Below are 24,605 nucleotides of genomic sequence, written 5' to 3' on the forward strand. Positions count from 1 at the left end.
GGCTATCAGGCCGCCGGTTGCGTTTGTACGATTGCGACCGTAACGGCATCAGTCAACTCTACTGGCTCGCTATCAGACAGGCCCATCAACTCTGCCAACTGTGCACGCGCTCTGTTGACACGGCTTTTGATCGTACCCACAGCAACCCCGCACATTTCTGCCGCATCCTCGTAAGAAAATCCTTGCGCGCCCACCAGGATGAGAGCTTCGCGTTGTTCGTCATTCAGTTGGTCAAAAGCCACCGAAAAATCCTTGAAGGCAAGACGACCGTCATGCTCGGGTTTTTGCGCGAGCGTTTCGGCCATTGCCCCATCTACGTCTTCAACTTCACGCTTCCGCTTCCGGTGCAGAGAAAAATACGTGTTGCGCACGATCGTGAACAGCCAAGCACGCATGTTGGTTCCTTCCTCAAAGGAGTCAATCTTGCTCCAGGCTTTCACCAAAGCGTCCTGAACAATATCATCTGCAGTTGCTGGGTTCCTACACAGACTAACTGCAAAAGCACGCATCGGACCGATATGTTCGACAAGTTCGTCTCTCGGGTCAGTCATCTGTGCCTCCTGCGTCAGCGGTTTTTTTACCGCTCTCCTGGGCGCGCAGTTGACTGAGCAGATCAACAAACCGATCAGGAACGGGTTCACTGGCAAGCTGATCGAAGGCTCGCTTGAGGTTGTCGTCTATTCTTTGTTCTATTTCTCGCCGGTCGTGGCGCGATTGCTGTGGATTTGTCATGGCATCATCAAAAAAGTTTTCCTTTTCTCGGAACCATAACGCACGAGTGTGCGTTTGGTTCCAAAGATAGTGAAAAAAATAAGGATGACAAAAAATGACGCAGCTGTCCGGAGTATCTGTGGCGGATCAGATCGGCCCTGTTTTGCCTTTTCTCCGCCGGTATGCCCGAGCGTTGACCGGTTCACAATCCCGCGGTGACGCATATGCTGCCGCAACGCTGGAAGCCATAATTTCAGACACGGATCAATATAGCAGTGATCTGTCACCGAGAGTTGCACTTTTTCGCACCTTTCATGGAATCTGGGCCACGTCCGGAAATGCTCACGAAGCCGACGGCAACAGCGACGATCTGTTAACCCGTGCACATGCCCAACTGGCCTGGTTGACCCCGAACACACGAGAAGCGTTGTTGCTCCGGACCGTTGAGGAATTTTCCGTCAGTGACATTGCGACCATTATGAAAATTGAGGCATCCGAAGCCTCCAAGCTTATAGAAATTGCCTATGACGAGATGGCCAAGCATATGTCTGGCCGTGTTCTAATCATCGAAGATGAAGCGATTATCGCCATGGATCTTGAGTCGATGGTTGCTGAGCTGGGTCATCGAGTTGTTGGCGTCGCGCGCACGGAGTCAGCCGCTTTGGATCTGGCAGAACGCGAACACTTTGATTTAGTTCTTTCAGATATTCAGTTGGCCGATAAATCCAGCGGTATTGACGCAGTTAACAGGATTCTTGAGACGCACGGCGATCGTCCGGTGATCTTTATCACCGCGTTTCCTGAGCGTCTGTTGACCGGCAAGGGGCCCGAACCAGCCTTCCTGATTTCAAAACCATACACGGAAGAACAGGTGAAATCTGCCGTCAGTCAGGCAATGTTCTTTGCGTCCAGCGCGATGATCGAAGTGTAAGCATGGCGGTCTGATCAGCACTGGTGGCAATTTTAAACAGCAGAAGGTGAGGTTCAATATGGCGAATGAAATCGCTGATACAGCAGAAACCGTGAAAGAAACTGTGTGGGCTCAACTGACCCAGATATTAGACACAGAGCTCTATGACGGGAAGTCGTTGAGCGACCTGCTTACGCTCGAGGCCATTCTGGGGCTGGTTGCCAATACAATTGCAGCGCTCATCATCCTGATGCTGGGGCTCGCCGTATCTGGATATATCCGCCGAAAGATCCGAGGAATTGGCGAACAATCTGAACACCTGGACGACACACTATTCAATTTTTTGGGGAATCTGGCCCGATATACAATTCTGGCCTTCACCGGACTGTTCATTCTGAACACATTCGGCGTTCAGACAACCTCGATTATTGCTCTAATCGGTGCCGCTGGCCTTGCGATAGGTTTGGCACTCCAGGGCACGCTGTCAAACGTAGCGGCCGGAGTGATGATCATACTGTTTCGTCCGCTTAAGATTGGTGACTTCGTGGACGTCGACGGTGTGCTCGGCACGGTTAAGGACATCACGCTGAATTACACAGAAATAGCCGATATGGGTAATGTGAAGGTGATCGTTCCAAATTCGGAAGTCTGGGGCAACACGATCAAGAATTACTCCGTATACGACAGACGTCGGGCTGAGTGGGAGTTTGGCGTTGGATACGGAGTAAACCTGGCAGATGCAGAGAAAGTCATTCGCGATACGATCATGGCCGATGAACGATCGCTTTCTGAGCCGGAGCCTTTTGTTCAAGTCAATAATCTGGGCGCCAGTAGTGTGGACTTTCTGGTCCGTGTTTGGTGCAATTCATCGGAGTATTTTCAGTACCAGGCGGACATGAAACGCCGTGTGAAAGAAGCCCTGGATGAGGCGGACATCAACATCCCCTTCCCGACGCGCACATTGATGGTCGAGAATGCGTCGCCTGACATACAAGATAAAATTGCGGCTGAGTAAGTGAGACTGGCTGACGCTGCAACGGGTAGACGCGGTCCCAGTCGTTTGGGTTCAAAACTGATCGGACCACCCAGATCACCCTCTCCAAAGGCCAGTTTCCAATTCAGACAAGAGGATAGTAGATGACGCGCGTTGGGTACGAGAAGAAAGCGAAGCTGCAAATTGATACTTGGAATGCTCAAATTGATCATCTCGAAGCACAGCTAAAAACAGCTGAGGAAGATGCAAAAAGAGCCCTTCAAACACAACATATAGCGTTGTGCGCTGCACGAGCCGAGGCAGAGGCCAAGTTAGAAGAATTGCAGAAATCTGACGAAGAAGCATGGGACGACATTCGCGAAGGATATGAGGCGGCCTGGGATGACATGCAAAACGCCCTTAGCAAGGCGGCAAGTAAACTCACCTGATCATCATCAATCGATAAGACAGTTGGGGTGAAGTTCGCCTGCGATCTGGCAGGTCCTCAAAACTTAGAAAACAAGTTGGATGACTGATACACCGCAGCTTTCTGCACACTTTTCATACCCATCCGCACAGCATTGTTGCCCGCTGCAGGTGGTTCCTTAAACGGTCTCATCAAAATCCAACGGGCTTAGTAACAATCAATACCTGCGTCCAGTTTGGTAGATAAGAAAGGAAAACACTATGAGCTGGGATGATATCCAAGATCAGTGGGAAACCCTAAAAGGACGAGTTCAGGCCAAATGGGCTGAGCTATCGCATGACGAAATTGATCAGATCGCGGGAAAACGAGAAAAATTGGTCGAGATTATTCACCAAAAATATGGCAGGTCCAGAGGCGATGTCGAAAAGGAAGTGGACGAGTTTCTGTCATCAGAATAGCTAACGATCTTCCCGGTACACCAAATATCAACTTTGGCATGAGTTGGTGGAAATTGATCGGCCAACCTCAGACTTCAGTCGGCGTAGATTATTGCTTGCAATCATGTCTCTAAAGCGACCGTTTCCTCCCTGAAATCACCGCTCGTTTCCGCAGTGACTTGCTACATTTTCGGGGTCTTTGCCTGCTTCCGCACACTGTTTAACAGAAACCCGTGAATAGCAGAATTCTTCGGAACCAATTCTCTTGGAACACGTTCTTCAACTGCGCTCTTGAAAAGAATGCAAAGAAGGAGAATGACGATGAAACACTTGATCCAAAGCACAGCACAGATTTCTGTGATGGCAACCGCCGCTGCTGCTCAAACGCAGGTCTCAAAAATTGACGTGGTAGCAGATTTGTCTGCCCTTCAAACATACGAGGCCGCAAGTGCGTGGAAAAACTTGGAAACAGACCTCGAAACAGCAATCGCTGAAAGGCTCGTCTCGCAAATCGCTCCGGAAGATGTCGAAGGGGCTGAAATCGAGATCGAACTCGACGAGGTAACACTTGCGAACAACTTCGAAACTGCGATCGGTGTTGGCGAATGGAAGCTGGTGGGGGATGTGGACCTCGACATGCCGGACGCAAGCAAGGACGAGAACTACACTTTGACCGTCTCCACTGACCAGATACGAACCTTCTACCCTAAAGGAACAAATTCTGATGAGGTGTCGGTTGATAGCGACGTATTCTATCAGGCGGTTGTGACGGCATTTGCTGACAACGTCGCTTCAAAACTGAAATGAGGGAATAACAATGCGAAGCCTGGCAGCACTCATAGCAATTTTGACGCTGACGGCATGTGAAACAGTTGAAGGGTTCGGGCGAGACGTATCTAACGCCGGAAACCAGATCAGCGAAGAAGCACAGGAAGCACAATAGATTTTGCCGGCGTCCCACTAAGACAAACAAGCCCGGGCTGCGCCCCGGGCTTTCTTGCATCATGCGCTGCTTAGCCCAAGTAAAGATATCCGTGGTCCATCGATTCAGTATATTTTGTGATCAGGGTTTTAAGTTGCGGAGGCAAAAAAATGGAGAAAGTACTTGGCTTTGGCGGATTTTTCTTCAGAGCGGAGGATCCGGCCGCGCTGGCAGATTGGTATTTCAAACACCTCGGTATTAGCCCAGTTCCCACCGACTACGATACGCCTTGCTGGACGCAAGAAGCTGGCGAGACGGTCTTCGCGCCGTTCGAAAAGGTCACCGAGTATTTTGGCAATCGTGAAAGGCCTTTCATGTTGAACTTCCGTGTTCGCGATCTCGATAAAATCATCGCCCAGCTGGAAGCGGAAAACATAGAAGTGCGCCCTGATCCAGATTCTCCGTATCCCAATGGAAAGTTTGCATGGCTGAACGACCCTGAAGGCAATCCAATCGAACTTTGGGAACCGGCATGACAGGCAGCTGGGCGCGGTTTTCATGTTGCTGAGAGCCCATGTGGCACCTTTGCGGCAATGCTGCTCGTTGCACTAATCCACAGACCGTTTTTTTGAATACTCTATCCATGCCGCATGACAGTTTTGGACCAGCGGGATGCCTTTGAAGATTCGAAAAGCATTGACTCAAATCAATGACCAAACAGAACAAACACCGGTACCACGCACTCATGCTGACAGGTACTGCTATGAAATCAAACAAGACGGGTCGGATTGTTTGGCATGACTTGTTTACAGCCGATGCACACTTGTCCCAGCGCTTCTACGAAAGAGTCGCGGGCTGGGGTTACGTGGTGGAACACGCAACCAACTTTGCATGGGGCGGAGGCGAGGGAGACTATATTCTAAGCTCATTGTCGAATGAGACAGGTGCCGGGATCTTGGACCCCAAAGCGTCGCACCTATGTGACTGGGTTCCGTATGTTGAGGTTGATGATGTCGACCGGGCCGCGGAAAAGTGCGCCGGCCTTTACGGCAAAGTTGTAATACCTCCCTTCGAGGTCCCAGGCGTCGGGCGTAACTGCCTTTTGTGCGATCCCAATGGAGCGTTCGTTGGCATTTGCTTTTCCCGACACGCCTTTCCGGCGCCAGCCAAGCAATTCGGTCCCGAAGTCTACCTATCGCGAAGCAATGACTATCCAGACGATTACTACGATGAGTTGTTCGGTTGGAAATGCCACTCAGAGAGCAGCCGTGGAAATTCAACTCATTCCATTATGCGAGCTGATGCCAATGTCGGTGTGCATCATACAATAGTGATCGATCTTAAGAGCCCAATGTGGGTTCCCACCGTTCGGGTTGGGAACCTCTTCGACGCGCTGGATCAAGTGCGCGAAATGAATGGATATGTCCTTGAGCAGCAGAAGTGCAGGTTTGAAAAGCATGACATGGCACTGATACGCGACACGAACGGTACTTACTCATACCTCCTTGATCTGCACGAAACCGGAAGCGGTTAGAGTTCGGTTTGCATATGCGTTGCAGGTGAAGAGCGTTTTTAAGTCGGATTCCCCATCTGTGCACGATTATCGCATCCTTGATGATTGTTCCCGGTGCCTTTGAAGAACCACCTACTGACGCGCCTTCCGGCGAATTTCGTGTTGTGGACGAGTGATAAGAACATCCATAGAGCATTCGACTGAAGCCCCGAGACGTTTCGCAGTGCCGCGCTCAGCTGGCTGTTAAGCAGAATTCAGTGAATGTCTGCATTGTGGACACTTCTACCATTCGCGAAAAAGCTTGGTGAATTTGCGGTTTGAACAATTGCGTTGAGGCCAGAGAGTAACTCCAGCGACAAGCCTGACTTGTTTTCAATAAATTACTCGCGCAACATCCGTGAATGTCCGGAACCAATTGGGAGGTTGGCATGGCAGAGCTACGCGAAATTGGTAAGACAGGGGTACGGGTCCCTCGCATCGGGTTTGGATCGACAGGGTTGGGAAGTATCCCGGAAATCTATGGGTATGAAGTTGAGGAAGACCGCGCGATTGACACCATTCGGGCAATTCTTTCGCAGCCAAATGCCTTTCTGGACACCTCCCGTTGCTATGCCATGGGACGAAGTGAAGAGCGCATAGGAAAAGTCATTCGTGAGCTTGGCGGTTGGCCGGACGGGCGGGTGCTTTCCACCAAAATCGACCGGGATATGGAAACCGGTGCTTTTGATGCTTCTCAGGCACGTAGGTCATTCGAGGAAAGTCTTGCGGCCCTAAGCGTCGACAGCGTCGATATACTCCACGTCCATGATGTCGAATATGCAAATGATCTATCTGAGGTCAAAGGACCAGGTGGCGCCATTGAAGAGTTGTTCCGTATCAAGGAGGAAGGTCTAGCAAAGGCGGTCGGAATCGCAGCGGGACGTATCGACTTGATGATGCCAATTTTGGAGGGTTGGGATTTTGATGTGGTCCTGACACATAACCGGCATACGCTGGTAAACGATAACGCGGCACCTCTGATAGAACTCGCGAAATCACGAGGCGTTTCGATATTGAACGCAGCACCTTATTCCGGAGGTGCACTTGCCCGAGGCAGCGCGATCCATCGCTTTTATGTCTATCGATCCGCAGATGATGATGTACTTGCGCCAATAGGTGCTGTTGAAGAGGTATGCGGTCACTACGATGTCCCAGTCGGGGCGGTCGCGTTGCAATACTCGTTGAAAAACGACGACATCACTTCGACGGTATGCGGAGTGACATGGCCTCAGCATGTTCAACAGGCGATGGAATGGGCAGAGTGGTCCATCCCTGAAGGCGTTTGGGACGAACTCGCCAAGCTCGAAAAAACTTCGAGCGACCCAGAAGCTTAGAGTCGATTTTCGGATAGAATACTGTTTTGCCAATTGACCGCTTTTGGCTCGGTGCAGACGTTCGCAGAGTTTTCACTAATGACCTCTCTGCGGACAAAGCTGTCGTTGGTTGTTTAGTTTTCGATCTCCGGATTCATCAGGGTGGTGCCCTTTGCAAAGATGCTCTGAAACAACCTCTCAATCCGTAGTGTTTGGATTTGAAGCGACGGAAGGACAACTTTCAATCGGTTCGCAAATGCAGTCCACTGATCTAAGGTTATAGAAAAATCAACAGCCTCATGCGGTGTGACCATGAATCCCGAACAAATATTTGCCGTCCTGTCTGCTTTGCTTGGAGAGCCTTCTGATCCGACGGCTTTTGAAGCTCAATTCGCGGGTGGAGCAGATACGCGCTATCCGGTCGAAATCACTCCGTGCACGCGCCCCGTCGTCCCCGATGAGATTGACGGAGCAACTGTAATCTGCGGTATCGTGGCAGTACCTGAGGACCACAGAGATGCTCAAAGCAGGACCCTGGACCTGAGCTTCATCGTTTTTAAGGCTCATTCGCTGGCACCCGTGGCAGACCCGGTTGTCTACCTTCACGGGGGACCGGGCGGCGGTTCAGTTGAATCTGTGCGCTCGCTCAGTCTGTTTTTTGACCATTTGCGAGGGCGAAGGGACGTCGTGGCGTTCGATCAACGCGGCGTCGATGCAAGCGCCCCGGATATGGATTGCTTCGGGACTCTGGCAAAAAACCTGGAGCCAATCGTCGATCAGTTGGGCGGGGCTGACCTACCTCAGCTGGAGACGGCACTTGTTCGCGACTGCATTTCGGAATTGACCGAACGAGGCTTCGATCTTCCGCAGTTCAACACGACCCAAAATGCTTTGGATGTGCGAGCTGTAATGTCGGCTCTTGGCTACGCTGAGTACAATATTTATGGCGTTTCATATGGCACCAAGCTCGCACTAGAAGTTATGCGCTCTGCGCCAGAGGGTCTGCGTGCAGTCGTATTAGACAGCGTCGCTCCACCCCAAATCGCGCTTTACGACACTCTGTTCGTCCCACACACCGAGGCCATTTTTAATACGTTCGCACCGTGTGAAGCGGATCCTGTCTGTGCGGAGGCTTATCCCGATATAACGCAGCGGTATTTTAACCTCCTTGAGGACTTAGAGGCACGTCCATTGGAGGCTGCGGGGATCGAGATATCCGGGCAAGTGCTTTTCAGCATTTTTTCCGGCAGAAACGATTGGTCCGACCCAACGATCCGGGGCTTCACCACGTACGCGCCCGCACTGGTCAGAGAGCTTGAGGACGGAACGGTCGACCTCATCAAACAAATCGTCAACGGTGACCTTCCACCCCAGCCCTCCGCAGAAACGTTGTTGGCGGGTACGTTGGACCTGAGCGCCGATGAAAAGGCTCTGGCGCAAGCTGCAATCAACGCCATGTCGCAAATGGAAATTGCTTCCGACACCGCGTCCTCGGCTTTGGAGCAGCTTGAAGCGGATCGCGACCGAGATCTAGAACCGGCCTCCTTGGGAGAGTTCTTTGACGATGCGCTTGAAGATGCTCTGGCCGGGTTGCCTGATCGGGCGGATCGTTTGGCGTTTGCGCAAGACTATCTAAACCTACGGTTTGAAACGCCGCGTGCTGGAGCGTTGCTCGACCTGGTCCGCGTCCATTTCAACGAAGCGACAGCAGGTCGGTTGGCCTCATTGATCGCTTTGCTCGGCCCCGAAGATGTCGAGCGCGTTTTCAACTTGATCGCAACAGATAACGCAGCTTTGCAAACCATTATGGAGGGTGAGTTCGAGCTCTTGCTCTACGCTTGCCAGGAAGATTTTGTGGACGGTTTCAACTCAGCGGCGGGATTTGGCGCTTTGGTAGCAGAGTTGGGCTACGGTCCATTGATGACAGCGGCTCTAGCTGAAATTCCGAGCCTATTTGCAGATTGCAGCGAGTTCACACCGGTACCTCGAGACAACTACCTTGAACCCGTGCTTTCCGACATCGCGGTACTGGTCTTGTCTGGTGAGATTGACACACAGACCGCATCTTCCTGGGGTGGGCTAGCGGCAGACACTTTGCCCAACAGTCAGTCGTTCCTGTTCCCGGAAACAGGGCACGGGGCCCTTGTGTTCAGTCAATGCGCCCGCGATATTGGCGAAGCGTTTCTGGAAAACCCCGGGGCAGGCATCGATGGCACATGCGTCTCGGATCTAAGGCTACCGTATTTGATGCCGGACGGCAGCATGCATAGTGTCGAGAATTGAAGACTGCGTAAGCAAATGGAGACTCCAATGAAGGCCCTGATCACAGCAACGATTTTGGCGATTGGCTTTGCATCGTCTGCCCATGCATTTGATCGTCAAACGACTGACGCGCTTCAACTGTGCCACGACTATTTGTGGGATGTACCCGAATATGCTGACCTGCCAAACGCCGCGATTTCCGTATTTCCGGGCATTTTGAACGATCAAAGTATCGTCGTTTTCTGGAATGTGTATTGGGACGACCCAACAATACGCGCGGCAGGTAACTGTACGATCATTGACGGCGCGGTGAAGGGTTTTGAAGATTATCTGGCGCAGGAATAGGACAAGACCCGTGCCGTCTATTGCAAAAACGTGGCGCGGGTCGGAGACTTCATGAAGCGGTCAGCATTTCTCTGGCTAGCGGCTGCGCTTCTTATAGCGGCGGGCACGACGTGGCTTGTATCTCGCCCTCTTTTACGGATTGAAACACTCAGAGACTTGGCGGAGGCAGTACCGCCTGAACCGGCGCTCCTGAACGCATCAGAGTTGGAGCAACGCCTTCTGGCAGTCGGCCTTCATCCGACCGGTCAGCTAAGCGATCTTGGCGTCGATGACCACCTGGCTCGGCTGGAAGCCGACAAGGTCGACGCAGCTACACTGAGCGCGTATGCCGATGCCATAGGGGAATTGTCGGCAGTCAGCGCGGATCGCGGTCAAGCCTTGCCGCCGACGCTTTGGGATGTGAGCACGCCAGCGCTTCGTGAGGCGGGCTGGACTGTATACACACTCACCGAGGCAATGGCATCAGATGCCGGAGCAATTCACGTCGCACTTCTATCTGATGCTTACGCGGCTTTTCTCGAGCGCAAGCCCAATGCATTGGAAAGCGCATTGGCGCTGCTGCCGCTTTCCCGTAACTATGTCGAAACGCTGCCAGAGAGTGCGCGAGCAGAGCGCGAACGCCATGCCAAGACAGACGGACAGGCCACTCTGTTGATCTGGCAAGCTCTGTTATCAGGCACAAGCAGGTACAATCCCTTAACGCACCGCCCCCTGTGGAGCCACGGCTACATCGGCCACTTTAGTGTGCCGCACATCCATCAATATGCAACGGGCGAAGGCCTTACCGCGAGCCAGGTTTGGGGAGTTGACGGGTTCAATCCAGCGTTCGTCGGCCCCCCTACTAATAGCAATCAAGTGGAACATTTGGGCATTAGCGCATTGCTACAGGGCGTGGCGCATGTGCCGGGCGCAGTCTTAACCGCCACTGAAGCATTCGAAGTCTTCGTCGATCACGATGACCCAGCCGCTGCCCAAGCGGATAGGGCATTGAACGACGTCGTGAGAACAGTACTTCTCCCCCGCATGGAGGAAAATCCGAACGCGCTGGTCTCTGCATTGACTAAAGCACTCCAATAGCGTTGCCACTTTGTCAAGCGGACTTTGATGCCGTTCGCCGCATTTTCGAGTTAGTCTGTTTCTTTACCCTGGGCGGCAGTCCGGAAGCGGACATTCGAAGTAGGTGCAGCAATCTGCTAGTTTGGGCTCAGTGCGGTCGCTCAGAAAAATTCAGTGAACTACCGGTGTGCGGGACAAAGCAGTCTTTCGTAGAGTCTCTGAAGACGAAGATGCAAATGGGTGATAGCTACAGATTATGGCCACGACATCTGCGCGAAATCGAACATCCATTCCTTACGCATTCGCGGTTATTGGTGTTCTTTTTGCTTCAATCTGTTTCGGCCTGGTTCCCTACTTCAGCCGCAGCCTAACCGAACAGGGCGTTGCACCCTATGCAGTCGCATTCTACCGTTACATTATTGCCGCTCTTCTTCTGCTTCCTGTTCTCATCGTGCACCGAAAAGAATGGCGAGAGATCACTTGGGGTCTTTTCGCCGGAGCCGTAATGGGGCTTGGTTGGATCGGATATGTAACGGCGCTGGAGAAGCTGCCCGCATCGACAGTGGGTGTGCTTTACATGACCTATCCAATGTTCACCTTAGTTATTGCTTGGGCTGTGTTTGGAGATGCACCCACGCGACGCGCCATGTTGGCCGCTGGTCTGATTGTGGTTGCAGCTGTCATTGCTGGCTCGCCTGCGTCAGTGGCTGCGGAATACCTACCGACGCTGCTGCTATCCCTTGCCGCCCCATTTGGGTTTGGCTTCGGAATTTGCGTCCTGGTACACAGGTTGTCACGGATTGCGCCGTTGGCACGTATCGCGTCAGTTTCTCTGGGGTCTGTACTGGGCCTCGCACCGCTGATCTTTGGTGCTGAGGTTGGAGAGCTTCTCCCAAGGGAACAGTCCGATTGGCTTTTCATTGTTGGTATTGGTCTGGTCACCTCGTTCGTGCCCCAGCTTATCTACACAATATGCTCGCCTGTTATTGGAGCTTCTCAAACTGCGGTCGTCGGAAGCATCGAATTGCCCACTATGTTTGCCGTGGGATACCTTGCTTTTGGCGAAGCCATCACTTTTCCTCAAGCTTTTGCATGTGCCTTAGTGCTGGGCGCAATCGCGATCACAAGGAGTAGAAAGACGCGCAACGTAACTATCGTGCTCGCAAAATCACCAAGGCGGTAGTACTAGCCTCGGTGCTGCCATTCTCTGAGGTGAGCAAGCTCTGTACGGGTATTTAACGAGATGACGACGGAGCGGTGCGGGTAGTTTAATCGACTGCGCGGAGACCGATGTAGTCCTTCTTGCTCATTAGGATTGTTCAATTGCCACAGAAAATTTCTTACAAAGACAAAACAAACTTAATTTTTCTCATTGAGCTTTAAGGTAGATTTGACTCACGTTTTTTGAGCGAGGATAGGGCAGATGGCAATCGGTAGGCTTGTAAGTCTAAGCCGAGTTTCACGGTGCAAGATTTTGGTGGGCTTCAGCTCAGCTATCTCAACTTATTTGATACTATCCGCCAGCGCACAGGCCCAAAGCGCACAGGGTTGCGTAGAATTGGGCTCTCCTCGGATAGAATATTCATCCGGATCTGAAAGCACTCGCGTTAATCAAACAATTTCAACGACGGAACGCACGTGTCTGCCGATCCCAAACGGACCCATAACAGGACTTACAATTGGCAACTCCTCAATTACGTCCTCAGGTGAAGTTGAGTTGTATGTTCCCGGCCAAAATACCGTTCCAACTAATGCTTCAGTGTTAACTCTTCTGAATGTTGATGTCGCCGCAGGCAGCGGAGACTTTGTATCTAGGGAGGCGTTGGCAACAAACATCAACGGGAAGCTGAGAGTGAACCTCATTGGAACTTCGATTGGTTCCGGCAGATCAATGACGTTCGCTCCCTTCAACGGCGCGAATATCGACCCCACTGAAGTTTACTTCCAGTCAGACCGACCGTTAACCTACGACAACCTGACTGTTATGGGGGCGACCGAAGTCGTTTTCGGGGCGTACTATATCCAAACTCGGGTTGCTGAGGCTTCTGATTTCACGCTGACGAATAGTTCGATTTCTTCAACCAGTGACATGGCGATTGCGGCAGGCACGACTGTTCGGCTTGATGCGGCAAGCAGTTTGAACACCGTAAACTTTGAGAATTTTGGCACGCTGGCCGGAACGGGAACCGTGAACGCATTCAACTTCACAGTTAAGAACGGAGGGGTGCTTTCGCCGGGCTTTTCAATTGGTACGCTTAACAATAGTGGCGGTATCGCATTTGAAACTGGGTCAAGGATCTTAAGTGAAGTCGATCCGACGGCCGGTCAGAAAGCCGATTTGGTGTCATCCAGCGGGCCCGTTACAGGGATTAACCGCGCCACTATACAAGTCGAAGCCGCTCGTCCCGGCCTGACTGCGCAGGACTATGCTGCTGGCAACGACTACACGGTTTTTCAAGCCTCGCGTTTCGATGGAAACTCCCCAACTCTTGTTGCCGGAGGATCTCTGCCCGCCCTATCCAGTCTGAGTATCTCAAACACGCCAACCGCGGACGGTAGAATCGACATAGCGTTTTCGACCCTCCCCGTCTCGAGCTTACCGCAGCATCCAGCAGTTGTAGGATCACCCAATGCAAGCAATCTCGCTGGTGCGGTGGCCAACACTGCAATCAAGTCACCTGGAACCATTCTGACCAACGGCACAACCTTGGGCAATGCAGTTAACACGCTTACCAATTCAGGTTTGGCTGGGTTTAATCGTGTGCACGCAGAGCCCTATTCCTCCAATTTGACCGTTGGGCTTGAGCAACTTGACCTGATAACAAACACTGTGCTGAGCCATGCTGACTGCCGCAAGTATCAAGCGGTTGGCTTCAGCAATGCGGATCAACCCGTTGCAGAAGGCGACATCGACTCGGCCCAGAGCCCAAGCGGCGCAATAGACTGCTCTGATCGGCGCTGGTGGATCGACACGGCCTATGTGAGCGGGGACGTTGATGGAAGCAATGGCCTTGGGACATTCGACTATTCGCTGGGCACGATTTTGGTCGGAGCGGATGTCGCAAGCACCGATAGAGGTGTGGTCGGCGTGTACGCAGGATTTGGGACATCCTCCATGGATGAACACGATCAAGTCGATCAGGACTTTTCGACCGACAGCTATCATGTGGGCGTCTATGGGCGCACAACAACCGGAACTTGGGAGTTCTCCGGGCTGGTCGGTTACATGTTCGGTGAAACCGACGCCAAGCGAAATAACCCTTCTGTTGATGGCTTTACGGGAGGCGAGGCAAAGTCTGATTTGGACCAAGAGGGCATCCATGCCGGTATCCAGGCACGGAAGCTGTTTAACCTGGACAGCGGTGCAAGGGTTTCTACGGTTTTTGGATTGAACTACGGGCGTATCCAACAAGGTTCAGGCACAGAGACGGGCGGTGGTGATTTCAATTACTCGATTGAAAAAGCGAACGCAGAATCGCTGGTCGCTTCTATTGGAATTGACTACCAGCGGGATTTCTTGACAGAGAATGGTGTGCTAACCCCAATCGCTTTTGCTCGTTACGAGTATGATTTTTTTGCCAACAAGGACAGTGAACACGAAATCACTGTCACGAGCCCGATATTTGGGACATTCACGCAAGTCGGACAAAACCGAGGCGCCAATGGTTTCGTTCTTGGGCTTGGGCTGGGCTATCAGATTTCTGATCTGGCGAGACTAACGGCAGGATATGGCTATTCAGTTCGCTCCAATGGCCAAGAACATGGCCTGGGTGCAAACTTAAGTGTTCGGTTCTGATTAGGGTGGACCAACGAAGAGGAGTGGTAAGCTAGCTGCAATAACTTGCGGAAGCTATTGTGGCGATGTGGGCTTCATTCTCTAGCGATCAAAATTTGGGGATACTAAAAACATAAAGCCGCGATTTCTTGGCATCGTCTGTCAGGATATAGAGAAGCCCTCTGGTCTCATCGAGAGCGATCCCTTCGGGATGTTTAACTTCCTTTTGTTTGCCATCTTCTGTGAACGTCAAACTGATAGACTTTACGGACTTGGACTCTGGATTGTAGACGAAGATTTGACGGCCTTTGTCACTCACAATCCAAAGAGAACGTGAGGACGGGGACCATGCTAGGCCACTCAAATCCAGTTCATCATCATCCACACGCTCGGAGATAAAACCTGCATCGCGGGCTAAAGGAATGATCTCAACAATTTCGTCTAGCGCTGGTGATACGACCATTAACAACCTTGGTTGTCCTTCAATGCCAATGAAGACCCTCCCGGATTCCGGGTCGACGGCGATGCCCTCAGGTCCCTTGTTCAAAGGATTACCGACGAGCAATTCAGCGGCGTCCGAGTAGCCTTTGAGAGATGTGAGAGGGATTGTAGTTAGTTGATTGGGGTCAGTCGGGTGAACGACTAGAATTGATCGATCAGTTTCCTGAAGTACTAAAACAGTCCCATCTTTTCGTGATGCGACGCCCTCCAAATCTGATCCTACCAATGCTGGTAACTTGAAAGAGTTTCCTAATACCCCGTCGACTCCGAGTAGGTGCAGTTTAGGTTCGGCATCACTTACAGACCACAAGAAGCCTTCAGCGTTAGACATTGCCAAACCGGAAGGCTCCGAAAATCCCTCTGATTTGTCTGCCACCTTAAATTTATCGACCAGAACCAAACCAGCACTTTCGGCGTAGGCAAAATCGGTCCAAGGCAAAAAGGCTGCCGCAACCAAGCTGGCCGCAAAAGCGAGTCGTCTAAGTTTGCAGAAACACCGTGAAATTTCAGCTTTTGACGAAAACACTCTGTTTTCTGTCATTGGATTCTCTCGCGCTTGGACCACATCCCTGTATCAGCGTTCGTATCACAGTCCGGATACGATGTCCGAAGAATGCACTGTAATCTCTTTACCTGATCCCGCCTGTTGCGATTGAATTGAATAGGGCACGATGTGCCTTTGGTTAAGCGTAAGCCTTTGGCGTGAGCAGGAAGGAAGACAAGTTGAATACGACCCTCACATTTGTGACCGTGTTGTTGATGCTGCTGTTGCCAGGTGCTGCGGTGTCACAAGTCGACCCTGCGACGATGCTAGCCGGGGCTTCGGGGTCGGAAATCGTTATCGAACGCCGGTGGACGCAGTTTCGTGGCAAACAGGAACTGTATTTCTTTACTCTCGATGTGATCGTCACGATCATTCTGGCTGGCTTGATCGTCTATCATCCGGTGAGACGTAAAGCCCGTAGAAGCGTCCGCGACATAGTTATGCCAAGGCTTTTCTTCCTGTATGCGCTTATCGGCATGGCGGTTGGTTTCCTGGTGGTTCAGCACGGGTCAATGATCGGTTTTGTCATATTTGGAATCGGAGCGTTGCTCAGGTTCCGCTCCAATCTCGATGATCCGGTGGACACTGTCGAAATGATAATCGTGACTGTTCTTGGTCTTGCGGTCGGTTTGGGCTTGCCGCTGATGGCCACACTGGTGGCGGTTGTATGTTGGTGTTTCATTTGGCTTGGTGGAAGAAACAAGGGTGTAGAGATTTCCCTCAAGGCCTCAGACGAAGAGCACTCGTTGAATGTCAGCGGCGCCATTGAAGCTATGGCCGCAGACGCTGGATGGAAGCTGGTCAGAAAACACCACGTCCCCGGAAAATCTCGCGTTTCATTGCTGTTCATCACCTCGGGTGGACTTTCAGAAGCTCGGATAGAAGAGATGATAAACGATCTGGTTCCTGAAAAAGTTGAACTGAAACTCAACCTCTAGTCATTTAACAAGGTCTAAACGTTTCAACACCGCGTTCGGGGATCTGATCTCTTTCGGGAGCGACTTGAAGTTTACCGACCTTTCGAAATCAGGCCCTCGATATACTGCTATCCCAAACTCTCCGTTTGGCTGGAACGTAACATGAGTGAAGCTGTGAGGTGATCTGGCTTTTGAGCCAATAAGCCGTCGCGGGCCACCCCCCAAACAAGCTTGAGAGACGTAAGCTACCCCGTCTTTCCAACCGGGATAGAAGGCATGATGGTGGCCTGACAAATGCAGAACGACACCGCTTTCCAAATAGATTTTTTCAAGTGTTGGGTCACCGATGATTTCGCGTTCGCGCTGGATCGCGAACGGCCAAAGTGGGAGGTGACTGAATGTGACAATCGGGTCTCCGACTGCACCCAGTTCCTGTAGGCGGTCCTGCTGGTCACCGGACAGGGGTCCTAGGGTTGTTGCATCCAGAGACGCAAACGTAATGCCCTGCATCTCAAATGCGTAGAAGAACGGGTAGTCATTTGAAACCAGGAAATCGACGTCTGGTTTTCTCGGAGTCCATTCCTCTGCGTATATTTTTCTTTCACGCTCGAACCCACTGTAGGCGGAGGCATCATGGTTTCCAGGCGTGACCGCAAATGGAATTCCGGCAGCCGCTAGAGGATCTGATACGGCCACGTGAAACGCATTCCACATCTCCATGACCTGTTTGTCGGACAAGTTGGGAATGCGCTGTCCCGCAACCATATCTCCGGTCGAAATAACCAGATCTGGATCAATCTCGATTATGCGCTCAATCGCCTTGTCGACGCGGGCATCGTATCTTACCGAACCATAGCTTCCATTCAGATCCGATATGACGATGACATCCAATGCCGCCGCTTTGCAGGCGAGCAGAGCGGTCCAAATGAACACCGCAATAAGAGCAGAACACCTACGGTACATAACAGTCCACAGCCTCTACCTCGGTGCCGTTTCTCAAAAAGAATGCGACAGGATCCAAGTCGAACATCAAATCGCCATTTGAACAATTGCTCTGGAGAATGGACGTTGCCAGCGCAGTATTTTTGACAACTTGTGCAATCTGACTGTCTGACAACCCAAAGCTTTGCGATAGCCAGTCATAGAATGGGCCTTGGGATTGGAGGTCACTATTCAATGCAATCAAGCGCCGATACGTGCTTGGAGAGAAGTGGCGAATTTTCTCCAGCATTTGAGTAGATTTCGCGAAGTTGGCGTATTGGACACGCCCACCAGCATCGTTGTCGTTTAGATTGCTGCGACGGATCAATAATGCGTCGTCGGGAACGTCTCCATCGTTTGGCTCATGGTGCTTGGCTTTCTTATGCTTCAGCTTTCCGTCTTCGACCCAATACCAATAGGGTGTGAAGTCTATGTTTCCTACACGGTCCTGCTGGCTGAAGATGAAGTCGAGTAGAACAATTTCGGTAAGTTCTTGCATCCAAAATGCCATCTGTTGGTCACTGACATCGGGGCCGAGATCCTTGTTGATGATCCGGTCTTTTCGGCCTTCTTTAACGCCCTCTGCAATGGCCTCTGAGATTGGTTTTGAAGACCGCAGAGCCAAAAAAGCTGGCGTTTCCTGAAAATCGAGGTTTTGGCCTTTCCCCCAACCAGATTTGCGGGTGCCGTTGATTTCCGAACCGTATCGATGCCCAGGACTATCAAGCAGTACACCGTATATTTGCGTTCGATCTGCGGTGAATAAATCATCGGTCGGTTGGTATGAGTTCGGATCGGCGTCCGCAGCTGCAAAGACCCGCCAGCCTTCATGGTTCATGCGCCCGCCATGAGAGCCACCAGAAATCGCAAGGCCAGGCTCTGCAACCTCGGAAAAATGCGCCTGGGCGTCCATGCTACGCCAAACGGCGACTGGAACTTTGACAGTCGCGTCGAAATATCTAGAGAAATGATAGTAAAGCAGCGACGAAGTGGAAAACGTTCCACTGGTGCCCTTTTGGTTCATGGTGGACTTGAATTTAGCGACCCTGTCCTTGGCCAGATCCTTCGCCGCCTTCCCCTCTTTGCAAGCGTTTCTCTCGAATTCAGAACGGTTCCCCGTGTAGGGTCCTTCCGAAATATCGTAGACTGCCATTCCTGGGCTGGTGCTCCAGGTTTTTGGGCAAATAGCAATTTCGGAGGCATAGAAATCGATCTCGCAATAGGACGTTTCTTCCTCAAGATCGCTTTTCTTATACTCGCCCGCTGGAACTTTTTCGATCCGAATACAGCGTTCAGTAACGCCGTTGGGACTATCAAATGTCGTGGCTTCACCGAGAACATCGTCGTTAGCCCACAAGACAGTGGGTGCAATTAAAGCAAGTGACCCCAGAAGATTGAACTTCATTTGGATAGTCCTCCCAATATCATTTGGGGCAAATCGCTGCCTGTTGCTCGTTGGAGATCTTCAATTTTGGGTCGACACTGAAGTTGGAAAATTTTGAGTCAATCCACTGGTCGCACCCGCCTGAACAAGGGGCTCCGTTTCGGGCATCATTCCAATATTCCTTGGCCCTTTCTTCTGTCCAACCGCAAAACTGAACGAGCGCCATCGCCGACAAAGCACCTGAGGAATGAACGCCCCACATGCAGTGCACCAGAACAGGGCCCTTTCCAGGGTTTTGAATCACCTCGTGTATGGACGCCATGACAGCATCGGGTCGGGAGGATCTGGCGCTCTGATAGTCAAAGGATCCGTTTCCGCAGATGGTGCGACCGTATTCAGTGTTTTTGCCGAAGTCGGCATAAAACCCTGTTGAAAACCCTTCACTGCACAGAGTTTCGCGTTGACCTTCACTTAGGCCAGTTCGATCCTTGTCGCCGCCCTTGAAGCCGGATCGATACAACACTCCGCTTAAGACTGGGCGAAAGAAAGCGACACCATCAATGCCTCCGTCACCACCCTTTGAAAGCATTTGACTGTTGCTTGGACCGCCATTTCGACTGGTCACGTCAGAATTCGCAGCGGTTGCGAGAACACCAATGAATATGAGGGACGCCAAAAACCGCATGCCAAATCCTTTCTATTCTTGAACCTTTAATGTTCAAACTCTTGCGACCTGATAGTCTCTCGGAAAGGCTAGTTCATGACAACCATATCAAGTGGGTAAATTGCTTTCCGCTGTGAAACTTTAGATTGGCCACACGAGATTGATGATAACGACGACTACGAAGTAGGCTAGAACAACTTTCCAGTTCCATTGGTGTTTGTTTTCTTCGTTGATCACGCCAGCCGATTTCAATGCCAGGTTAGTGATGATTAAGGCGACAACGATGACCGCCGCATGTGCCAAGTCGAAATGCAAACTTAAGCTCCCATTTGCAGATGTTTGATTGATGAAAATGTGTCAGCAGTCACCTGATGGCAGCATAGCTACATCTGAGTACCTTCCATCAGATGTCGAGATCCGAGCACATGCACCAGTATCCTTGTTAAACCAGTACGAGGTCAGCCCTTCGCTTCGGATGAGTTCAAATCCGAGACTTTGGATGCCCATTTCAGCTTGGCCCGCTCTTGCCCCTTCAAATGACGAAAGATCGCTAGAGCTGCCCACAGTTGGTGCACTTGCATCCACTGATCCGCCACTCTCATCGCATGCTGCCAGTGCAGAAATACATACCGCGCCGATCACCATTAGGACATTGGTTCTCATGTGTTTTTTTCCTGGCTGTTTTTGGAACGTGTTCAAGGGCTTCTGGTCGATCACCTATTCAATTCCGAAAATTACGTTGTAGTCGACGGAAGAGTTGCTGCGATTGATAACCTCCACAACATGATCACCAGATTGCCAAAGCTGCCCTCGATACTCCTTGTCCGCCGACATCAATCCCAACAGTTCAGAACCATCGGGGTTGCGAATAACGTAGTCCAAGGAGCCATTTCGCGGAGCAACGCGGACGTAAAGAAACTGTTCGTTTTTCGCACCAAGAACATATTGCTGCGACGCTCCGGGCGCGAGTTCACCAACGAGTTCTGCGCCAGTGGAACCAGGATCAAATTTGACACGCTGGCTACCAGTAGAACCTGCGGCACCTGCCATGGCTCCACCGCCATCATCCATCGCCTCGACAACCGACATCTCTCCAATGCTTCCATCCTTGTACGCAATGCATCGCCAAAGTGTTCCACCTGCATCACGCAGCATGACGAGCGTACCAGCTTCCGAGAACTGAGAGCTTTCAATCGTTCCGGATTGACCGTCTGGTCCACCAACCTGCCGCAAATGGTCGATACACGCGTCGTCGGCTTCTGACATTGCAAAAGCAGCTGTGCTCGCGATTGCGAACATGGGTGTGAGGAGCTTGAGTAAAACGAGTTTCATCAGATTGTTCCCTGTTGGCTTGTCCTTACTGTTTTGTTCCGTACAAAGCGGAACCTCATTTAGCTTCTCGTAACTTTGACAGAAACTCATCGCATGCCTGTGCGCTGCCGACGATCTCGTCTGTCGTTTCAATTCCTTGCAGAGATGCCATCTCGGAATTTACGCGATTGAGGATCTGATCCGCTTGCTCGGCGGTGATAAGGTTCTCGGCTTGTGCTCCTTTCAATGTGGTGCAGACACCCGCGGACAAGCCTGTCGCAACACCGACACCCACCGCGGCCCCGCCACCCAAGGTCATAACCCCAACCACGCCAAGGATGAGCCCGATCACAATTCCCAAGATCACTTTTCCCATGTTTTCCTCCCTTTTGGTGAGACAGAGGTCCGCCTTCATTTCTGGTGTAAACTGCGAGCCCACCTGCAAATGAAAACCAGCGCCAAAATGCTGAGCACCGGTGCAATCGCCGCGAACCATGGCTTGGCGGACTCCGAAACTAAGTCCGCTACAAGTATCCAAGGTAGTCCCAACGGCAGTAGGAACGCTCCGGACAAAGGGTCTCGTTCCTGTCCCAACGAGCCAAATGTGCCCGTCAAGAATGCAACCAACGCCAACAGGTACAGGACCGAGAATACGATGATGGTGGTTCTACAAACCAAGTCGAGCCTCGGCAGATCAAGCCAGTTTTGCGCAGCGGATTTCAGCTACGCAGCAGACAGGTCACAATGCGCCTTCGTCGCCCAGGAACTCGATTCCAGCTGTTGCGCCATCACTGTAAGCAATGCAATTCCAAGGAGCACGATCCTCGCCTACGCCGACTGTGACCTGTGTTCCCGCCTCGCTAAACGCGGATGAGAGCACCACGACTTGCGAGTTGTTCGTCGTGTTGGCTACATCTCGCAAACACGCCTGCTGAGCCAGCGTGAGTTCGGCGGGCGCACTTGATGTACTCGTATCGTCGCAGGCCGCAAGCAGTGCGAAACATGTCGCGCCCGCAATCATCACCATCTTGTTGGTCATCTTCTTCTCCCTCTGGTTCCCTTGAAATTAGTGAAATTGGATGCGCTTGTTTGAAGCTCTCGCGTCTGTGCAGCCAATTGAACATACCTTGATCCTGTGACTACCTTTCCCAAAACTTGCCGCGGTGGGCTTGGTCGGCGGGACGATATTTCGTTGACTATCGGGGCCGACATTAACGTGTGAAGGCCGAATGAAGTCGCTAGCAAATGCTAGAGCGAACTCTGGAAAGAGAGCGAGTACCTTAAGTCTGAGCATCGCGTCCTCCCAGCGCTCAATCATTGTAAAGTGCCTTCCGACCGCTAGCACTCACTCCAGCAGTCGAAAGGGCTCGGCACAGCGAGCAGCAACGACAACAACGGAGGTAAAATAAAGTTGTGTCGAATTCGCATGTTTGAATCTAATTTTTAATAAATCAATATTTTTTCCGCGCGTAAATTTCTCTACGCTCTCGTACGATAGGCCTCTGCGTTCAAACAAAAAAAAGTAAGTGGGAGCTAAGAGTGTGTTCCCCTGAGCGGCGAAGCGATTTGAGGCCGCACAAAAACAATGAAGGGATTGAAAGATGGGATTTGGTGAAGCCGTTAAGACGTGTTTCTCGAAATACTTCCAGTTCTCCGGTCGGGCTATACGCTCAGAATACTGGTGGTTCTTCTTGTTTGTGGTTCTCGTGAGTGCCGCTTTAGCTGTGCTGGATACGATCATATTCGGGACCAACCCCGAAACAGGCCAGGGATCTCGGGTCCTGTCCTCTGTTTTCCAGCTGGCTGTTCTCATACCCATGCTGGCCGCCGGTTGGCGAAGGCTACATGATACAGGACGACCTGGCTGGTATTTGCTGCTGCCGATGGCGCTCAGCATTACAACGCTCTTTGTTATGCTGGGTGGGGTGGCGTTCTTTTCGGTATTGGAGCAAGGGACGGATAACCCCGATGCATTGCGAGGACCCGCGGCCGCCCTGGGCGTGACCGGTATTGTTGTTGTCTCAATTCTTCAATTGGTTCTGTCCATTCTGATGATCTGGTGGCTGACACGACCTTCCCAAGAAGGCGCAAACGAATACGGCGAACCTGTTTCCTGATCTGGCTGTCCGGGCAATTGGCTGGAACTTCTGCTGAACGACAGTGCGAACCGTAACTCAATGGAGAGAAAAAAAATGAGCTGCAAAACCATTTCCATTGGAATGCTACTGATGGCAGTGGCAACCACAGCATCAGCGGAGTGGTCGTTCAGCTTCGGGCCCAACCCCAATGCGTTTATTCAGACAGGGAACATGACGCTGGAACTTCAGTGTGACCGTATTCGCTTTGCTCCGGCTGGATTCGAGGACAGCCAGGACATTGCGGACAAGCAGGGGCTTTCCATTCGTTTTTTGAAGAACGGCACCACCGAAGTAGGAGCATTTCAGGTTGGCGCAGAAAACGCTGCCGTGCAGATCGTCGACAACTATCCCGTCGAGGTCAGTTTCAATAGTCAGCCGGACTATGGTTTTGTTCTGGATCAGCTTGCGGCCAATGCATCGGTTAATCTGTCGATGATTGATCAAGATGTCAGCTACGGAATTTTTGACTTGAAAGGTTCCAGCGCAGCAATTCGGTCCCTTCGTTCTGCGTGCGATTCAGAAGTTAGCCAAGAGACGTCCTACGAAGCGCCCGAAGGCATCGTCTATTGTGGTGGCGGAGCGAAAAAACGCGTGATCGAACCCGTAATTTTGGACAATCCAGAGGGGGAGTGGAACGCGCGAGTAGCGGTTAACGGCGAGTCGATCAGAGCCATGACAGCCTACAGCTACTTCGGAAACTCTGTGCCGCCCGCCGGATTTGTCGTCGCCCTGCTTGGGGAGGACAGGTCCGAGTTTCTGATTTTTAGCAAAGGCTCGGCAAACTGGCTGGAATATGGGGACTACCGGTATGATCAGTGCAATTGATGCAGCGTTCAGTACGGCATTTTTCCGCAAGATGGGATACCCTTCTGCGCATTACTAAATGGGAAACCTACTGGAAACGGTTCCGCGGCAAAATCTTAAGAAAGCTGAGGAGATGGCTCCGGCGAGATAATTATTCCGCCCGTTTAGCAAGTTTCTGAAACTGAGAGAGTCTTTGTGTGAATTAACTTTTGCGGATTATGTTGACCAGTTCGATATCGGCGGTGTTAGCGCCGCTTTTGGCTATCACTATCTTTCTTGGGAGCTCATTTACCTCAAGCGCACATGCGAAAAACTTCGTTGCTGCAGATTTGCTCCGCCGTTTGGACAGCATAAAATCAAGAGCCTTACCGTGTTTTTCGATTGCGCGATACTAGTAGACCCACTCCCCTCTGACGCGCACGGAGGTTTCGTCCATTCCTCAGGAACGATCGTAGCATCTCTTCTTAAGACGCGCCCCGGTCGGCGGCCAGAGGTGGGTATTTGACGATCCAACGGTTCAGCGTCGCATGATCAACTTAAACACGTCGTTCAACCAGAATTCCTGTCAACTCCCGATAGGACACTGAGTAACGAAGTTAAAAGAACACTGCATGTAGTATCATGTCCCTTGGGAAATGAGCGCCGTTGAATAAAACTGTCACTGTCTGCCTCGATCAA

Annotated in this window: 25 protein-coding genes and 1 pseudogene; 17 read left to right on the forward strand and 9 right to left on the reverse strand. The window is 51.6% G+C overall.

Going from position 1 to position 24,605, the window contains the following annotated elements:
* Nucleotides 1-5: 5 nt before the first annotated feature.
* Nucleotides 6-551 carry an RNA polymerase sigma factor gene (locus ACR0DE_RS20390; RefSeq protein WP_480437199.1) on the reverse strand — a complete coding sequence of 182 codons (546 nt, stop codon included), beginning with the start codon at nucleotides 549-551 and terminating at the stop codon, nucleotides 6-8.
* A complete protein-coding gene (locus ACR0DE_RS20395) occupies nucleotides 544-732 on the reverse strand; it encodes a NepR family anti-sigma factor (protein WP_480437197.1) in 189 nt (62 codons plus the stop codon). The genes ACR0DE_RS20390 and ACR0DE_RS20395 overlap by 8 nt, the downstream gene beginning before the upstream one ends.
* Nucleotides 733-826: 94 nt before the next feature.
* On the opposite strand from ACR0DE_RS20395, the gene ACR0DE_RS20400 reads away from it, so the two are divergent.
* The 14 genes from ACR0DE_RS20400 to ACR0DE_RS20465 all read left to right on the forward strand — a co-directional run bounded on the left by ACR0DE_RS20400 (nucleotide 827) and on the right by ACR0DE_RS20465 (nucleotide 14,704).
* A complete protein-coding gene (locus tag ACR0DE_RS20400; protein ID WP_480437194.1) occupies nucleotides 827-1,642 on the forward strand; it encodes a response regulator in 816 nt (271 codons plus the stop codon).
* 58 nt (nucleotides 1,643-1,700) lie between these two features.
* Nucleotides 1,701-2,636 (forward strand): mechanosensitive ion channel family protein, encoded by a 936-nt coding sequence (locus ACR0DE_RS20405; RefSeq protein WP_480437191.1) that lies wholly within the window; start codon nucleotides 1,701-1,703, stop codon nucleotides 2,634-2,636.
* A 122-nt stretch (nucleotides 2,637-2,758) separates the two neighbouring features.
* Nucleotides 2,759-3,043 carry a sll1863 family stress response protein gene (locus ACR0DE_RS20410; RefSeq protein ID WP_480437189.1) on the forward strand — a complete coding sequence of 95 codons (285 nt, stop codon included), beginning with the start codon at nucleotides 2,759-2,761 and terminating at the stop codon, nucleotides 3,041-3,043.
* Between the two features lie 238 nt (nucleotides 3,044-3,281).
* Nucleotides 3,282-3,479 carry a CsbD family protein gene (locus tag ACR0DE_RS20415; protein ID WP_480437187.1) on the forward strand — a complete coding sequence of 66 codons (198 nt, stop codon included), beginning with the start codon at nucleotides 3,282-3,284 and terminating at the stop codon, nucleotides 3,477-3,479.
* A 339-nt stretch (nucleotides 3,480-3,818) separates the two neighbouring features.
* Nucleotides 3,819-4,265, forward strand: coding sequence for a hypothetical protein (locus ACR0DE_RS20420; RefSeq protein ID WP_480755077.1), 447 nt, complete (start codon nucleotides 3,819-3,821; stop codon nucleotides 4,263-4,265).
* Between the two features lie 10 nt (nucleotides 4,266-4,275).
* A complete protein-coding gene (locus ACR0DE_RS20425; RefSeq protein WP_480437183.1) occupies nucleotides 4,276-4,401 on the forward strand; it encodes an entericidin A/B family lipoprotein in 126 nt (41 codons plus the stop codon).
* A gap of 149 nt (nucleotides 4,402-4,550) precedes the next feature.
* A complete protein-coding gene (locus ACR0DE_RS20430) occupies nucleotides 4,551-4,916 on the forward strand; it encodes a VOC family protein (protein ID WP_480437181.1) in 366 nt (121 codons plus the stop codon).
* Between the two features lie 173 nt (nucleotides 4,917-5,089).
* On the forward strand, nucleotides 5,090-5,914 hold the full coding sequence (locus ACR0DE_RS20435; protein WP_480755080.1) for a VOC family protein: 825 nt from the start codon (nucleotides 5,090-5,092) through the stop codon (nucleotides 5,912-5,914).
* Nucleotides 5,915-6,321: 407 nt separating this feature from the next.
* Entirely contained in the window at nucleotides 6,322-7,266 is a 945-nt protein-coding gene (locus ACR0DE_RS20440; protein WP_480437177.1) for an aldo/keto reductase, read from the forward strand.
* A 291-nt stretch (nucleotides 7,267-7,557) separates the two neighbouring features.
* Complete coding sequence (locus ACR0DE_RS20445) at nucleotides 7,558-9,528, forward strand: alpha/beta hydrolase (protein ID WP_480437174.1); 1,971 nt, start codon at nucleotides 7,558-7,560, stop codon at nucleotides 9,526-9,528.
* Nucleotides 9,529-9,555: 27 nt separating this feature from the next.
* A complete protein-coding gene (locus ACR0DE_RS20450; protein WP_170768558.1) occupies nucleotides 9,556-9,852 on the forward strand; it encodes a hypothetical protein in 297 nt (98 codons plus the stop codon).
* Nucleotides 9,853-9,903: 51 nt separating this feature from the next.
* Nucleotides 9,904-10,929 carry a hypothetical protein gene (locus ACR0DE_RS20455; RefSeq protein WP_480755083.1) on the forward strand — a complete coding sequence of 342 codons (1,026 nt, stop codon included), beginning with the start codon at nucleotides 9,904-9,906 and terminating at the stop codon, nucleotides 10,927-10,929.
* A 235-nt stretch (nucleotides 10,930-11,164) separates the two neighbouring features.
* On the forward strand, nucleotides 11,165-12,091 hold the full coding sequence (locus tag ACR0DE_RS20460; RefSeq protein WP_480437170.1) for a DMT family transporter: 927 nt from the start codon (nucleotides 11,165-11,167) through the stop codon (nucleotides 12,089-12,091).
* A gap of 534 nt (nucleotides 12,092-12,625) precedes the next feature.
* Complete coding sequence (locus ACR0DE_RS20465; protein WP_480437168.1) at nucleotides 12,626-14,704, forward strand: autotransporter family protein; 2,079 nt, start codon at nucleotides 12,626-12,628, stop codon at nucleotides 14,702-14,704.
* Between the two features lie 88 nt (nucleotides 14,705-14,792).
* Here the strand turns inward: ACR0DE_RS20465 and ACR0DE_RS20470 are convergent, their stop codons facing one another.
* The gene (locus tag ACR0DE_RS20470) at nucleotides 14,793-15,725 is read right to left on the reverse strand and encodes an SdiA-regulated domain-containing protein (protein ID WP_170684154.1); all 933 of its coding nucleotides are present in this window, start codon (nucleotides 15,723-15,725) and stop codon (nucleotides 14,793-14,795) included.
* Nucleotides 15,726-15,907: 182 nt separating this feature from the next.
* Between ACR0DE_RS20470 and ACR0DE_RS20475 the strand changes: the two genes are divergently transcribed.
* Nucleotides 15,908-16,666: a DUF4956 domain-containing protein gene (locus ACR0DE_RS20475; RefSeq protein ID WP_010443773.1), complete on the forward strand. Its 759-nt coding sequence runs from the start codon at nucleotides 15,908-15,910 to the stop codon at nucleotides 16,664-16,666.
* Here the strand turns inward: ACR0DE_RS20475 and ACR0DE_RS20480 are convergent, their stop codons facing one another.
* The 5 genes from ACR0DE_RS20480 to ACR0DE_RS20500 form a co-directional block, all read right to left on the reverse strand.
* Complete coding sequence (locus ACR0DE_RS20480; RefSeq protein WP_480437163.1) at nucleotides 16,667-17,608, reverse strand: metallophosphoesterase family protein; 942 nt, start codon at nucleotides 17,606-17,608, stop codon at nucleotides 16,667-16,669.
* Nucleotides 17,598-19,031, reverse strand: a complete 1,434-nt coding sequence (locus ACR0DE_RS20485; protein ID WP_170684158.1) for a hypothetical protein — start codon at nucleotides 19,029-19,031, stop codon at nucleotides 17,598-17,600. Before ACR0DE_RS20485 ends, ACR0DE_RS20480 begins: the two co-directional genes overlap by 11 nt.
* 1,360 nt (nucleotides 19,032-20,391) lie before the next feature.
* Nucleotides 20,392-21,006 carry a hypothetical protein gene (locus ACR0DE_RS20490; RefSeq protein ID WP_171239162.1) on the reverse strand — a complete coding sequence of 205 codons (615 nt, stop codon included), beginning with the start codon at nucleotides 21,004-21,006 and terminating at the stop codon, nucleotides 20,392-20,394.
* Nucleotides 21,007-21,061: 55 nt separating this feature from the next.
* The gene (locus ACR0DE_RS20495; RefSeq protein WP_480437156.1) at nucleotides 21,062-21,481 is read right to left on the reverse strand and encodes a hypothetical protein; all 420 of its coding nucleotides are present in this window, start codon (nucleotides 21,479-21,481) and stop codon (nucleotides 21,062-21,064) included.
* Nucleotides 21,482-21,724: 243 nt separating this feature from the next.
* Nucleotides 21,725-22,024, reverse strand: coding sequence for a hypothetical protein (locus tag ACR0DE_RS20500; RefSeq protein WP_170684163.1), 300 nt, complete (start codon nucleotides 22,022-22,024; stop codon nucleotides 21,725-21,727).
* 562 nt (nucleotides 22,025-22,586) lie between these two features.
* On the opposite strand from ACR0DE_RS20500, the gene ACR0DE_RS20505 reads away from it, so the two are divergent.
* Both ACR0DE_RS20505 and ACR0DE_RS20510 read left to right on the forward strand, forming a co-directional pair.
* Nucleotides 22,587-23,102: a DUF805 domain-containing protein gene (locus ACR0DE_RS20505; protein ID WP_170724953.1), complete on the forward strand. Its 516-nt coding sequence runs from the start codon at nucleotides 22,587-22,589 to the stop codon at nucleotides 23,100-23,102.
* Nucleotides 23,103-23,177: 75 nt separating this feature from the next.
* Entirely contained in the window at nucleotides 23,178-23,948 is a 771-nt protein-coding gene (locus tag ACR0DE_RS20510; protein ID WP_480755091.1) for a hypothetical protein, read from the forward strand.
* 187 nt (nucleotides 23,949-24,135) lie between these two features.
* Here the strand turns inward: ACR0DE_RS20510 and ACR0DE_RS20515 are convergent.
* Nucleotides 24,136-24,589 (reverse strand): annotated as a pseudogene (locus tag ACR0DE_RS20515) (IS6 family transposase); the annotation flags it as partial.
* Nucleotides 24,590-24,605: the final 16 nt, after the last annotated feature.

The organism is Ruegeria sp. C10, from assembly GCF_056537805.1.

What these genes read in the sequence shown, in the direction of transcription:
- ACR0DE_RS20390 (WP_480437199.1), bottom strand. Translation starts at nt 551, where the DNA reads ATGACTGACCCGAGAGACGAACTTGTCGAACATATCGGTCCGATGCGT.
- ACR0DE_RS20395 (WP_480437197.1), bottom strand. Translation starts at nt 732, where the DNA reads ATGACAAATCCACAGCAATCGCGCCACGACCGGCGAGAAATAGAACAA.
- ACR0DE_RS20400 (WP_480437194.1), top strand. Translation starts at nt 827, where the DNA reads ATGACGCAGCTGTCCGGAGTATCTGTGGCGGATCAGATCGGCCCTGTT.
- ACR0DE_RS20405 (WP_480437191.1), top strand. Translation starts at nt 1,701, where the DNA reads ATGGCGAATGAAATCGCTGATACAGCAGAAACCGTGAAAGAAACTGTG.
- ACR0DE_RS20410 (WP_480437189.1), top strand. Translation starts at nt 2,759, where the DNA reads ATGACGCGCGTTGGGTACGAGAAGAAAGCGAAGCTGCAAATTGATACT.
- ACR0DE_RS20415 (WP_480437187.1), top strand. Translation starts at nt 3,282, where the DNA reads ATGAGCTGGGATGATATCCAAGATCAGTGGGAAACCCTAAAAGGACGA.
- ACR0DE_RS20420 (WP_480755077.1), top strand. Translation starts at nt 3,819, where the DNA reads ATGGCAACCGCCGCTGCTGCTCAAACGCAGGTCTCAAAAATTGACGTG.
- ACR0DE_RS20425 (WP_480437183.1), top strand. Translation starts at nt 4,276, where the DNA reads ATGCGAAGCCTGGCAGCACTCATAGCAATTTTGACGCTGACGGCATGT.
- ACR0DE_RS20430 (WP_480437181.1), top strand. Translation starts at nt 4,551, where the DNA reads ATGGAGAAAGTACTTGGCTTTGGCGGATTTTTCTTCAGAGCGGAGGAT.
- ACR0DE_RS20435 (WP_480755080.1), top strand. Translation starts at nt 5,090, where the DNA reads ATGACCAAACAGAACAAACACCGGTACCACGCACTCATGCTGACAGGT.
- ACR0DE_RS20440 (WP_480437177.1), top strand. Translation starts at nt 6,322, where the DNA reads ATGGCAGAGCTACGCGAAATTGGTAAGACAGGGGTACGGGTCCCTCGC.
- ACR0DE_RS20445 (WP_480437174.1), top strand. Translation starts at nt 7,558, where the DNA reads ATGAATCCCGAACAAATATTTGCCGTCCTGTCTGCTTTGCTTGGAGAG.
- ACR0DE_RS20450 (WP_170768558.1), top strand. Translation starts at nt 9,556, where the DNA reads ATGAAGGCCCTGATCACAGCAACGATTTTGGCGATTGGCTTTGCATCG.
- ACR0DE_RS20455 (WP_480755083.1), top strand. Translation starts at nt 9,904, where the DNA reads ATGAAGCGGTCAGCATTTCTCTGGCTAGCGGCTGCGCTTCTTATAGCG.
- ACR0DE_RS20460 (WP_480437170.1), top strand. Translation starts at nt 11,165, where the DNA reads ATGGCCACGACATCTGCGCGAAATCGAACATCCATTCCTTACGCATTC.
- ACR0DE_RS20470 (WP_170684154.1), bottom strand. Translation starts at nt 15,725, where the DNA reads ATGACAGAAAACAGAGTGTTTTCGTCAAAAGCTGAAATTTCACGGTGT.
- ACR0DE_RS20480 (WP_480437163.1), bottom strand. Translation starts at nt 17,608, where the DNA reads ATGTACCGTAGGTGTTCTGCTCTTATTGCGGTGTTCATTTGGACCGCT.
- ACR0DE_RS20485 (WP_170684158.1), bottom strand. Translation starts at nt 19,031, where the DNA reads ATGAAGTTCAATCTTCTGGGGTCACTTGCTTTAATTGCACCCACTGTC.
- ACR0DE_RS20490 (WP_171239162.1), bottom strand. Translation starts at nt 21,006, where the DNA reads ATGAAACTCGTTTTACTCAAGCTCCTCACACCCATGTTCGCAATCGCG.
- ACR0DE_RS20495 (WP_480437156.1), bottom strand. Translation starts at nt 21,481, where the DNA reads ATGGTTCGCGGCGATTGCACCGGTGCTCAGCATTTTGGCGCTGGTTTT.
- ACR0DE_RS20500 (WP_170684163.1), bottom strand. Translation starts at nt 22,024, where the DNA reads ATGACCAACAAGATGGTGATGATTGCGGGCGCGACATGTTTCGCACTG.
- ACR0DE_RS20505 (WP_170724953.1), top strand. Translation starts at nt 22,587, where the DNA reads ATGGGATTTGGTGAAGCCGTTAAGACGTGTTTCTCGAAATACTTCCAG.
- ACR0DE_RS20510 (WP_480755091.1), top strand. Translation starts at nt 23,178, where the DNA reads ATGAGCTGCAAAACCATTTCCATTGGAATGCTACTGATGGCAGTGGCA.